The sequence below is a fragment of the uncultured Parasphingorhabdus sp. genome, assembly GCF_963677535.2.
GTDB lineage: Bacteria > Pseudomonadota > Alphaproteobacteria > Sphingomonadales > Sphingomonadaceae > Parasphingorhabdus.
This window is the reverse complement of the sequence record NZ_CAXXUT010000001.1, coordinates 136066-147875: the sequence shown is the minus strand read 5'-3', so window position 1 is coordinate 147875 and position 11810 is coordinate 136066. Positions and strand designations below refer to the sequence as shown.

Here is an 11810-nt window from a genome sequence, read left to right as displayed (position 1 = left end):
CAGGCCGATCGTCAGGATTTTTGTCCCGGATTGTTTTCGAACCTGAGCTCCGCACCAGCGAGCATGTCACCGCCCGACTTCAGTTGCGCTTCCAGCCGGTCGCAGTCGCGCTGACGGAATTCCTCCTCGACCTCTTCGATCAGGCTGCTGTCCAGATCGATTGCGAACATGGCCTGGCGTGCGAGATGGATCGCCGATTCAAACATCTCCCGCTTCATCCCGACGATGCCAAGCCCCTTGAGCGCGATCAGCTGGCGGCGGTCGTAGACTCGAACGAACATCTTGGTTTCCGGGAAAGACTGCACAATGGCCCGCGCCTGTTCCGGGCCGAAATTCTGGTCGTCCATGCAGAAGACGATGGCGTCCGCGTCATCGGCACCGGCCCGTCGCAAGAGGTCAATACGGGTCCCGTCTCCGTAAAAGACCTTCGCGCCGAACCGTTCGTGAAGATCGATCTGTTCCGGTTTGATGTCGATCAGCGTCAGCGGAATTTTCGCTGCCATCAACATTTGTGAGACCGTCTGCCCGAACCGTCCCTGTCCGACCACGATCACCGGCGCCCGGTCTGCATTGGCCGGATCTTCGAGATTGGTGGACGAGTTGGTACCGCCATTGCTGAACCGGCGCGCGAGCAGCATCAGGAAGGGTGTCGTGGCCATGGAAATCGTGATGATCGCACCGAACAGGCTGCTTGCCTCGGGTTCGATCAGCAGCGCCTTTTCGGCTTCGGAGAACAGCACAAAACCGAATTCTCCGCCCTGGCTGAGCAACATGCCCATCGCCAGCGCCGGATTGGTTTCCATGCCGAACAGCTTGCCCAGCCCGAATATGATCGCGATCTTGACGGCAACCAGCACAATCGCCGCGCCAAGCACGAAGCCGGGGTTTTCGAGTACGACATTGACGTCCAGCATCATGCCGACAGCGAGAAAGAAGAAGCCGAGCAGCAGCGAGCGGAACGGATCGATATCGGCTTCCAGCTCGTGCCGATAGGGCGAGTTGGCGAGCATCACCCCGGCGATAAACGCGCCAAGGGCCGGCGAAAGCCCGATAAATTCCATTAGCGTTGCGCCACCGAGGACGGCCACCAGACCGGCGACGATGAACAGTTCCCGCTCGGCAATCCGGCCGATCACCTTGAGCAGCGGCTGCAACAGATATTTGCCGGCCAGGATCAGTCCGCCGATAGCCAGTATCGCGTAGAATGCGGTCATCCATCCGGACGGGCCGCCTTCGTCCTGAGGCGCGCGCGAGAGTGCCGCGATGATGGTCAGAAGCGGAATGATCGAGAGATCCTGAAACAGCAGGATCGAAAAGGCTTTTTCCCCGGTCGGCGTGTTCAGCCTGCCGGAGGATTGCAGCATCGGCAGCACCTGCGCGGTTGAGGAGAGCGCCAGCGGCAGGCCGATGGCAATCGATGCCGCGAGCGTAAAATTGGTCGTCGCCATGATCAGCAGGAATAGCGCGATACCGCACAACACCACCTGGCTCATGCCCAAGCCAAAGATTGCCTGCCGCAAGCGCATGAGCCGCGCCGGTGCCAGTTCCAGCCCGACGATGAAGAGCAGGAGTATGATGCCGATCTCGGAAAATTCCAGGATCGTGCGGGCGTTACTGATCAGCTGGAAGCCATGCGGGCCGATCAGGACCCCTGCAATCAGATAGCCGAGAACCGCACCAATTCCGAACCGCCGGAAGATCAGCACCATCACCAGAGCCGCGCCGAGCATGACAAAGCCGCCCAGCAATAGATCGGCCATATGGGTTTCGCTTTCCATCAATCAGGCCGCCTTTCGTTTGGCAGCGGCATCGGCGCAAGCCGCGATCATCGCATCATAGGGAAGCAATATCGCGGCATGACGGCCCTTGTGATCCCGGGCCGCCGCCAGATTGTCCATATTCGGCCATGGTCCGGGCGTCTCGCCTTCTCCGTCAAGAAAGGCGGCGAGATTGTCCCGCACAGCGCTGATGTCCGCGGCCGTCCTGCCGATGGCTTGCGCCCCCAATGTGGCGGCAGAGGCCTGACCCAGCGCGCAAGCGCTTATTTCGAGACCGATATCCCGCAGCGCGCCATCATCGCCGAGCATCACGTCCGCCGTGACCTTGCTGCCGCAGGTCCGCGACCGAAGTTCGGCCGTGCCATCGGGTTTATCCAGTCTTCGCTGATTCGGAATCGACACGGCCAGACGCAGAATCTCGCGGGTGTAAAGCACGCCGCTCATTGATCCGTTACCGCTTGCTCGTCGTCCGCTTTCCGCTGTTCCTCGACAAAGTTTATCATCGCCTTTCCGCTCGCATGGAGCAGTGGATATGTGCGGGATGCCTCGAGCCATTCCGGTCGAGGCTCATCCGCACTATAGATTGTGTCATAGACCAGTACCACCAACAGATAGATCAGCGTCGCGCCTATCAGGCCCTTGATCATGCCGAAACCGAAACCCAGCACGCGATCGATGGGACCTAGTACGGATTTCCGAGAGCGCGCGCCAATCGAGCGGGCCAGCCAGCGGCCCAGCGCATAGATGACAATCACGATCGAGGCGAACGCCAGCACCGAGGCACCGCTCTCGCTGCCCACCGGGCTGATCAGCCGCTCGTAGATCGGCATATGCAGCATCCGCACTCCGATCACGACCAATAACCAGACGATCAGCGAAAGCGCCTCCTGCACGAATCCCCTGAGGAATCCGAGAACCGCGGCACCGCCCATCAGAACCAGTACAAATATATCAAGACCCGTCATGGGCTCTAGCTAGTCACGGTCGAGCATATGGTCAACGAGATTGGCGAGTTTGGCGAATTGCAGCTTCTTCATGCTGTCGCTGCTTTTTTCGCCGGATGCCGGGATCAGGGCGCGGTCGAAACCGAGCTTGGATGCTTCCTTCAACCGCAACGGCGTGCGCGAGACCGGGCGTATCTCGCCGGACAGCGCGATTTCTCCGAAGATCACGGCATCGCTGGGCATCGGACGCTCGGCATGGGCCGAGATCAGCGCCGCCGCCACCGCCAGATCGGCAGCGGGATCGGTGAGCCGATAGCCCCCCGCAACATTGAGATAGACTTCCGCCCCGGAGAAGCTCAGCCCGCAGCGCGCTTCCAGCACCGCCAGGATCATCGCCAGCCGCGAACTGTCCCACCCGACCACCGAGCGCCGCGGGGTTGCGCCACTCGCCAGCCGGACCGTCAGCGCCTGTATTTCCACCAGCACCGGCCTTGTGCCTTCCATTGCCGGGAACACGGTAGCGCCGGTCACTTCCTCGCTGCGGTCGGTGAGGAACAGGGCGGAGGGATTGGCCACTTCGGTGAGGCCTTTTTCTTCCATCGCGAACACACCGATTTCATCGGTGCCGCCGAAGCGGTTCTTGATCGAGCGAAGGATACGATATTGGTGACTGCGCTCGCCCTCAAAGCTCATCACCGTATCGACCATATGTTCGAGCACACGCGGACCGGCGATATTGCCGTCCTTGGTGACATGGCCGACGAGCATCACCATCGTGCCATGTTCCTTGGCAAATTTGATGATTTCCTGTGCCGACGCGCGTACCTGGCTGACCGTCCCCGGCGCGCCTTCGATCAGATCGCTGTGCATGGTCTGGATCGAATCGATCACGACGAAATCCGGCGCATCGCGGCCCAGGGTCGTCAATATGTCACGGACAGACGTCGCCGAGGCAAGCTTCACCGGTGCCTTGCCCAGCCCCAGACGTCGCGCCCGCAACCGCACCTGATCCGCCGCCTCCTCCCCCGAAATATAGGCCACCGAAAGTCCCGCATCGGCCAGCCGGGCCGAAACCTGCAGCAGGAGAGTCGATTTGCCGATCCCCGGATCGCCGCCCATCAGCGTTGCAGATCCCGCCACCAGACCGCCACCAACGGCGCGGTCAAATTCGGCGATACCGGTCTTTTTCCGATCCGGCAGCGCGATTTCGCTGTCGAGCCCGACCAGCCGCACCTCGCGCCCGCCGCTCTGCAGATTATGCTTCGAGGCAAAGACAGTTTCACCCGCTTCCTCGACCAGCGTATTCCACTCGCCGCAATCGCCGCACTGCCCTTCCCACCGATGCGCGATGGAGCCACAGTTCTGACAGACATATTTTTTCTTCGGTTTCGCCATACGGCCTATCTATCAGAACAAATAAAGAACGCCAGTGCTTTTGCCTCAAAATCTTTAGCGGGGTTGCACGGGTCACACAGCCAAAGTGGGAGGTGCATCCGGCACTTTCTCCCCTCAATGAACAAGCGGTGCATTACGGCTTGCACCGTCCCATCCATCCTGTAGTTAAAAGCCATGCGGCAGAAAGAACTCAGACTGGCCTTGATCTGCTATGGCGGCGTGAGCCTCGCCATTTATATGCACGGCATCACCAAGGAAATCTGGAAGCTGGCGCAGGCCAGCCGGGATTTCCACGACGGCGCGCGGATCGACCAGTGCAGCCGCGGAATCTATTATGACATTCTCGAATGGCTGGAGCAGGAGACGGGCACACGGCTGCGCATTCTGCCGGACATAATTTCCGGAGCCAGCGCCGGCGGGATCAACGGGATATTCCTGTCTCAGGCGATCCTGTCGGGCCAGTCGCTCGATCCTCTGACCGACTTGTGGCTCGACACCGCCGATGTCGACAAGCTGCTCGACCCAGATGCCCGCCCGCTCTCTCGCTTCTCCAAATTCTGGGCCGAACCGATCGCCTGGATGGCGCTGGGCCGCAAGGGCGGTGCGGTCGAACAGACCGTCTCGAAAGAGGCGCAGGAAGAAGTCAAGATGAAGCTGTCGCGCTTTGTCCGCGCGCGCTGGTTCGCTCCGCCCTTTGGCGGCAAGGTGTTCAGCGGTCTGATCTGGGACGCGCTGGCCGCCGTGCGGGCGACCGAGCGCGGGCCGCGCCTGCTGCCGCCGGGGCAGCCGCTCGACCTGTTCGTCACGGTCACCGATTTCGTCGGCCATCCGGAGAAGCTGCAACTGCACAGCCCGCCCGAAGCGCTCGAGATGGAACATCGCATCACCATCGGCTTTTCGACCCGGGGCAAAAGAGACGATGCGATTGCCGATCCGGCGGCCCTGACCTTTGCCGGCCGTGCCACCGCCAGCTTCCCCGGCGCATTTCCGCCGTTCACGGTGCGGGAGCTGGACGGGCTGCTCGAAGAGCATGATTATGTCTGGGAGGGACGTTCCGCCTTTCTCAAGCGGATTTTGCCCAACCAGTTTCGCGCCGGCACGGCGGAGGATACGGTGCTGATCGACGGTTCGGTCCTCGCCAACGCGCCCTTTGCCCAGGCGATAGAGGCGCTGAAGAATCGTCCGGCGAAACGCGAGGTCGACCGGCGTTTCGTCTATATCGACCCCCGCCCCGATCTTGATGTAGCGAAGAGCGACAGGGCGACACAGCGCCTGCAGGCGGCGCAGGAGGCGGAGGACGAAGCGCTTCCCGGCTTCTTCTCGACGATCTTCGGAGCGATTTCCAACATCCCCCGCGAACAGCCGATCCGCGACAATCTCAATGCCATTGCCGGACGGTCGAACCGGATCATCCAGATGCGGCTGATCACCGAGAATCTGCGCGGCGAGGTCGAGCAGCATGTCGAGAGCCTGTTCGGACGCACCTTTTTCCTCGACCGGCCGACGCCGGCACGAGTCGCTGCCTGGCGGCGCAAGTCGCGAGACAAGGCAGCCAAGCTTTCCGGCTTTTCCTACAGCGCCTATGGCCATCTCAAGCTCGCGACGGTGATCGAGGATATCGCCCATACCATCCGACGCGCGAAACCCGATCCCAACGGGCACAACCACCCCGGCCTTCGCAGTGCTTTATGGTCCGAGATACGCCGCCTCGGCCTCGACAATGTCGGGCAGAAGAGCGGCGGCCCGACCAAGCCGGCGGCCGAGTTTTTCCGGCAGCATGACCTCGGTTTCCGGGTGCGGCGGCTGCGCTTCATGGCGCGGCAGCTCGCCGAGGATCTCGATCGCGCCGATCCCGCCACTGCAGAGGTGATGGAGGGGATGCACGATGTCATCTATGACTGCCTTTCACTCTATATCGAACGCGAGACAATCGACTTTCTTGGCGACGATTTCGTCAGTCTCGCCGAGGAAGCGGAGGAGCATCCCGGAACCATGCTCGACGCGCTGGCCAAGGCCCGCGACCTGACCTCGGCCGATGCGATTGTCGACGCGAGGCTGGCCGAAGCGCTGGCGGTGGTCCCGAAGGCGGAGAAGCGCTCCATGCTGCTCGCCTTCCTCGGCTTCCCCTTCTACGACATCGCCACGCTGCCGCTGCTGCAAGGCGAAGGGCTGGACGAATTCGATCCGATCAAGGTCGACCGCATCTCGCCGGAAGACGCCAAGACGATCCGCAAAGGCGGCGTGGCGGCAACGCTGAAGGGCATAGAATTCAACAATTTTGGCGCCTTTTTCAGCCGCAGCTACCGCGAGAATGACTATCTCTGGGGCCGCCTGCACGGGGCCGAGCGGATGATCGACATCATTTTCTCCACCCTGCCCGCTTCCAAGCGCCCTGCGGGCGACACGATCCTCGGCTTCAAGAAGACCATCTTCCGCAAGATCGTCGACGAGGAAGAGCCGCGGCTGACCAGGGTCAAACCGCTGATCGCGGCGCTGCGCGAAGAGATCGAGGCCGCGACTCTCTGACTAGTGCGGATGGTCCTCCTGGTGGGGCGGCTGCTCCAGACTCTTGTAGACCGCCTCGACAAAGGCATCGCCCTTGATGAAGGCATCGGGGTTGATATCCCACCGCGCCGCCGGTTTCATCGCCTGCACCGCATCCAGTGATTTGCCCTCGGCCTGCGCCTTTTCCACCGCGCCGATCACCGTTTTGAGCATGTCGCGATATTCGACCAGATCCGCCTTGGTCGCCATCGGTCCGTGGCCCGGGATGATCTTGCTATCGTCATCCACCATGCCCAGCACCTTCTCTGCCGCCGCCAGCACGCCGCGCACATTGCCGCCGCTGTTGAGGTCGATGAAAGGCAGGCTCATCTTGTTGAAGAACAGATCACCCATGTGCAGCACATTGGCTTTCTTCCAGAAGATGACGCTGTCGCCGTCGGTATGGCCGTGTTTCATATGCATGACCCGCACCTCGTCGCCGTTAAGATGCAGCTTCAGACCGTCGTGATAGGTGACCGTGGGCAAGGCATCAACCGGGGACGCCGGATCATTGCCCCGTCCCGTTTTCTGAATCCCCAGCATCCGTTCGCGGACATGGTCGTGCGCCATGATCAGCGCGCCGGCCTTGCCGAAATTCTCGTTTCCGCCGCTATGGTCGCCGTGCCAGTGGGTGTTGATCAGATAGGTCACCGGCTCCGCGCCCAGTTCGGCAATGGCGGCCTGGATCTTCGGCGTCAGCGGCGCAAATTGGTCATCGATCAAGACGGTTCCGTCCGGGCCGTAAGAGATACCGATATTGCCACCCGCCCCGTACAGCACCGCAACGCCCTCGGCCAAAGATTCCGCCTTGATCTCGACAGTAGCGAAACGATCCGTTTCCTGCGCGTTGCTCTGGTTGCAGGCGGACAGCGTCAGGGAAGATGTGGCGAGCAACAAGGCTGCCAAGCTTCCGGATTTCGTCCTGGGCATGTGAATTTTCTCCTTAAGCTGCGCAGACCGGTATTTTCCGACGGCTGCCACAGAATGGCTCCGTCTGCTGAATCCCGGCCTTTGTCAGGGGTGAACGTCAGTCCTGTCGTTCTAACATCGATTGGCAGCCAGCACTATCCCTTGGCAAAGAACATCAGATTGACCAGCCGACCATCTTCCGGTGTCTTGCCAAAGGCCATGCCGCTATTGTGAAACATCCACGGGCTGAACAGGATCAGCCGGTTGAAGCGCATCGGAACGGTCATCACTTTCGTCCATTTGGCAGGATGGTTGGTGTCCTTATTCACCACATCCTCAATCAGCGCATTGATATCGGAATAGCCCGCCTTGGCAATGCCCGGCATATCCGTCGGCACCCGTTCGAGGCCGGTTCGCTTGTGGCGGAAAAACTCGGTGCCGCCCTTGCAATGTTCGGGCAGCGACAAATAGAGAATGCCGGAGTAGAAAGCCGGGTCGATATGCACACCGCTGCGGCCCTTGTCGCCCTTCAGCGTCACCCGGCAGTGCAGATGGCTGGTATCGGGAGCGGCCTTGACCGGCGCGTTGATGATCCCGGATATCCGTTCGTCCAGTCCCTGAATGTCGAGTGGTCTGGTCGAAATATGCCCCGGATAATTGCCGTGCTTGTTCTGTGGGTCATAATTCAATCCCAGCGCCGCTTTACGCGCCGCCAGAGGATCCGCGATAAAATCGTCGACTATGAGCAGCGATGGCAGCATCAACACAGGCTCCGGCGGCGCGACCAAATAATCATTGCGGAAGTCTCACCGGAAAATATCCGCGGGCACCAATCATATTATGATTCGGCCGCCCGGTGAACTTTACGAACTTTACAGTGTCAAAGAAAAGAAACCCGGTTTCGTCATAACAATCAAATATGCCCGCCAAGCGCTTGGCAAGGCGCGACAAAAACAGCACAGACACTATATCGAACATGGTAGGACCCTATCATGAATGGCGAGTTGTAGGACATCAAAATATGGCTCAACGCGACAGCCATTTTCCTGGGCCTCCGGACCGAACGCTCTGCTATCAGGGTTTCGGGCCGAATATCACTGGCAGAGCAAGATCTACTTCACCGTCTTCAAAATCGATTCGACATCGCAGGACAGCTATGGCCTGCTCCGCGCCAGCCTCGGTTTTATCAGCGCTGACGACAAATGGCTGATGTTCCGCGATTTCCTGAACAGGGTCGAAGCGGCCAAGGCTTTTGCTGGACGGGAAAGGTCCGCCTGAATCCTGCTCCCCGGCCCCGGCCGGCCGTTCCGGCCAATTAATTTGGCATGACGGGTTAATCGTCCACGGCTCCTGCCGTTTCTAGTCCAGATTGATGATTGAGCAGACTGTCTCCCGATCGATTGGCCCATTTCCCACCCAGGTCAATCCCGAGCGGTAAAGATGCCGGCTCGTGTACGTCAATTCAGCGGGTCAGGATGGCTGGTCCCTTCCTGACCCGCTTATTACCCCAGCGAAATCCGGACTTTACCACAGGCAAAAGACCGCCTGCGGCGGTGTCGGTCGCGACCGGCGGTTACATCAATTTAATGAGGGAGTTGCTCAGCCCGACAATCACTGCCGATATGCGATCATTGACCTGCAGTTTCTTGAACAGCCGCCGGATGTAGGAATCCACCGTCGCCTGTGAAATATCCAGAATGATCGCCATGTCCGCATTCGATTTGCCGCGTGATATCCAGTATAGAACCTGGCTTTCCCGTTCGGAGAGCGGCGGCTCTTCCTCGCTGCTGCGGTTGATAATCGCGCAAATCCTTCTGTGGCAGGATTGCGCGATCCCGACCAGGGGAGCGATAATGGCTTCGTCATCTGCTGTCATATCCCTTTCGAAATTCATCGAGAAATAGGAATTTCTGCTATTCGGCCCGAACAGCGGTGCAGCAATACCATCCTTGAAGCCCAGTTCCTTGGCTCTTTTGAGAAATCCCAACTGCTTTTCATTGAGCTTCTGGTCCGCGACGACCTGTTGCCAGGTCATGGCATGACCGATTGCCATGACATGGTCGGGGACAGGATCCGTTTCCATGAACGCCGGATCCAGATAGGTCCTGACAATTTCCTCCGGATATCCGAAATGATAGACCGAAGTCCGTTTTGACACCTGTGAATAAAATGGCGGGGTGATGTGGTAGGACAAGGATTTCACGCCTTTGGCCATCAACTGATGCGATAATTCGTTCAGTTGCGACGAAACCGAAAAGCCTTCTTGGAGAGGGCTGTAATTATAAACCATAGGCGAACCACACGTTTCTGGCAGCGAGAGTTTTCACGCATCGTGGATCCGATCAGCAGCCCCCGTAAAAACATCGCAACATGACATGCTATAATTGAGCATCCAGGTTTTCATAGGACAAAAAAGCCATTTGGCGAGAGATCTCGCCGGAGGTGCGAAACGCCTGAATTCCGGTGCCTATAGCGCCTGTCACGCGGGAACGTGACGTGCGCCACGAGCAATCAGCCTGTAGGAACCTCCTTAACTGGAATATTAAGCGAAAAAGAATCGAAACCATGCTTTCTGAAATCGAACGGATTTTTCCGACAAATTGTAGCAACGTCAAAGTGGATATTGCCGCGATGGCAGCGGCAAGAAAGAAGCGCAGCGAGCTGTTCAACGAACAATATTTTACCAACAAGTTCTGGGATATCATATTGCTCCTGTACAGCCACGAGATCAACGAACTGCCGATCGACTCTGCCGAGATCGCCAATCATCTCGAAATCGATCAATCTTCGGTCTTGCGTTATCTGACCGCGCTCGAGAATGACGATATTGTCTGCGCCTATGATCTGGCGGAAGACGATTGTTTCGATCTGGCGCGCGACAAATTGTCGCTTACCCGGAGCGGATTCGAAAATGCAGGCATCATCGTGCAGCAGGTCCGCAAAATCCTGACTTCGATGCCGAACGTCTAGGCCGGCGGCACCACCAATTGCCCCGATACGGCAACCAGAAGCCCAACCGGCCGGTTAGACAGGATAAAAGACAATTATTCGGTCAGATCTTCCCAGGCATCTTTCAATTTCCCGAAAAATCCGGTTGAATTCGGCGTTTCATCCCCGGTTTCGGTTGCCTGGAAATCGCGCAATATCTGCCGTTGTTGCTTGGACAGTCGGGTCGGCGTTTCAACGTCAATCTGGACCACCATATCGCCGCTGCCGCGCCCTTGCAGAACCGGCATGCCGGCACCGCGCTGACGCAGCTGTTTGCCGCTCTGGATCCCGGCGGGAATCCGGATTTCATGCTTTTCACCATCAAGACCCGGAATGGTTATCTCTCCGCCCAGCGCGGCCAGAGTGAAACTGATCGGCGCGCGGGTGAACAGGGTTGTGCCTTCCCGTTCGAAGATATCGTGCCGGATCAGATGAATGAAAATATAGAGATCACCGGGAGGCGCACCCCGTGCTCCGGCTTCACCCTTGCCGGACAACCGGATCCGTGTGCCGGTATCAACGCCGGCGGGAATATCCACTTCGAGCGTCTGCGGCTTGTCCACCCTGCCCTCGCCGTGACAGACATGGCACGGGCTCTCGATCACCTCGCCGCGGCCCTGGCAACTGGCGCAGGTCCGTTCAACGACGAAAAAGCCTTGTTGGGCGCGAACCTTGCCGTGGCCGTGACAGGTCGGGCATTGCCGGACACCGGTACCCGGTTCCGCTCCGGAACCGTCGCAGGCGTCGCAACCGACCGAGACATCAATTTCTATTTCGGTATGTTTGCCGTGAAAAGCGTCTTCAAGGGTGATTTCCATATCATAGCGGAGATCAGCACCACGTGCCGGGCCCCGCTGCTGTTGCTGGCCGCCAAAACCGCCACCGGCACCACCGCCGAAAATCGTTTCGAAAATGTCACCGATATCGTTGAAGGCTGCGCCGCCGAAACCGCCACCGCCGCCGGCATTATTGCCGCCGCCGTTGGTAAAGGCCTCATGCCCGTAGCGGTCATAGGCCGCCCGTTTTTGCGGGTCTTTCAGTACATCATAAGCTTCGCTGATCGACTTGAACTTGGCTTCCGCTTCCGCGTCGCCGGGATTCTTGTCGGGATGCCATTGCATCGCCAGTTTGCGATAGGATGATTTGAGCGTCGCACCGTCACAGTCGCGCGAAACGTTCAGTTGCTGATAATAATCGATTTCGGATGCCATACTCATGCTTCCCCCAAAGCGGAAGGACTGTCGCCCCCCGG

At 59.1% G+C, this 11810-nt stretch carries 11 protein-coding genes; 3 read left to right on the top strand and 8 right to left on the bottom strand.

From position 1 onward, the window contains the following. Positions 1 to 11 precede the first annotated feature (11 nt). From ACHZCJ_RS00755 to radA, 4 genes are read right to left on the bottom strand one after another with little or no spacing between them, the layout of a single operon-like run. Positions 12 to 1778, bottom strand: a complete 1767-nt coding sequence (locus tag ACHZCJ_RS00755; RefSeq protein WP_321323028.1) for a monovalent cation:proton antiporter-2 (CPA2) family protein — start codon at positions 1776 to 1778, stop codon at positions 12 to 14. 3 nt (positions 1779 to 1781) lie between these two features. Continuing rightward, positions 1782 to 2222: an iron-sulfur cluster assembly scaffold protein gene (locus ACHZCJ_RS00750; RefSeq protein WP_321323027.1), complete on the bottom strand. Its 441-nt coding sequence runs from the start codon at positions 2220 to 2222 to the stop codon at positions 1782 to 1784. Further along, a complete protein-coding gene (locus ACHZCJ_RS00745; RefSeq protein WP_321323025.1) occupies positions 2219 to 2743 on the bottom strand; it encodes a CvpA family protein in 525 nt (174 codons plus the stop codon). The genes ACHZCJ_RS00750 and ACHZCJ_RS00745 overlap by 4 nt, the downstream gene beginning before the upstream one ends. Before the next feature lie 9 nt (positions 2744 to 2752). Beyond that, positions 2753 to 4117, bottom strand: a complete 1365-nt coding sequence (gene radA / locus ACHZCJ_RS00740) for a DNA repair protein RadA (protein ID WP_159643706.1) — start codon at positions 4115 to 4117, stop codon at positions 2753 to 2755. Positions 4118 to 4291: 174 nt separating this feature from the next. Between radA and ACHZCJ_RS00735 the strand changes: the two genes are divergently transcribed. Further along, complete coding sequence (locus ACHZCJ_RS00735) at positions 4292 to 6643, top strand: patatin-like protein (RefSeq protein ID WP_159643708.1); 2352 nt, start codon at positions 4292 to 4294, stop codon at positions 6641 to 6643. On the opposite strand, the gene ACHZCJ_RS00730 is transcribed toward ACHZCJ_RS00735, so the two are convergent. Together ACHZCJ_RS00730 and ACHZCJ_RS00725 are read right to left on the bottom strand one after the other, a co-directional pair. Further along, complete coding sequence (locus ACHZCJ_RS00730; protein WP_321323020.1) at positions 6644 to 7591, bottom strand: MBL fold metallo-hydrolase; 948 nt, start codon at positions 7589 to 7591, stop codon at positions 6644 to 6646. 134 nt (positions 7592 to 7725) lie between these two features. Beyond that, the gene (locus ACHZCJ_RS00725; protein WP_321323018.1) at positions 7726 to 8331 is read right to left on the bottom strand and encodes a DUF6445 family protein; all 606 of its coding nucleotides are present in this window, start codon (positions 8329 to 8331) and stop codon (positions 7726 to 7728) included. A gap of 235 nt (positions 8332 to 8566) precedes the next feature. Between ACHZCJ_RS00725 and ACHZCJ_RS00720 the strand changes: the two genes are divergently transcribed. Continuing rightward, positions 8567 to 8848, top strand: a complete 282-nt coding sequence (locus ACHZCJ_RS00720) for a hypothetical protein (protein WP_321323016.1) — start codon at positions 8567 to 8569, stop codon at positions 8846 to 8848. A gap of 295 nt (positions 8849 to 9143) precedes the next feature. Here ACHZCJ_RS00720 and ACHZCJ_RS00715 read toward each other — a convergent pair whose 3' ends face one another. Then, positions 9144 to 9860: a helix-turn-helix transcriptional regulator gene (locus ACHZCJ_RS00715; protein ID WP_268893897.1), complete on the bottom strand. Its 717-nt coding sequence runs from the start codon at positions 9858 to 9860 to the stop codon at positions 9144 to 9146. 275 nt (positions 9861 to 10135) lie between these two features. Here ACHZCJ_RS00715 and ACHZCJ_RS00710 point away from each other — a divergent pair, with 275 nt between their 5' ends. Then, positions 10136 to 10540: a hypothetical protein gene (locus tag ACHZCJ_RS00710; protein ID WP_159643716.1), complete on the top strand. Its 405-nt coding sequence runs from the start codon at positions 10136 to 10138 to the stop codon at positions 10538 to 10540. A gap of 74 nt (positions 10541 to 10614) precedes the next feature. Here the strand turns inward: ACHZCJ_RS00710 and dnaJ are convergent, their stop codons facing one another. Further along, positions 10615 to 11769, bottom strand: a complete 1155-nt coding sequence (gene dnaJ / locus ACHZCJ_RS00705; protein ID WP_159647937.1) for a molecular chaperone DnaJ — start codon at positions 11767 to 11769, stop codon at positions 10615 to 10617. Positions 11770 to 11810 lie beyond the last annotated feature (41 nt).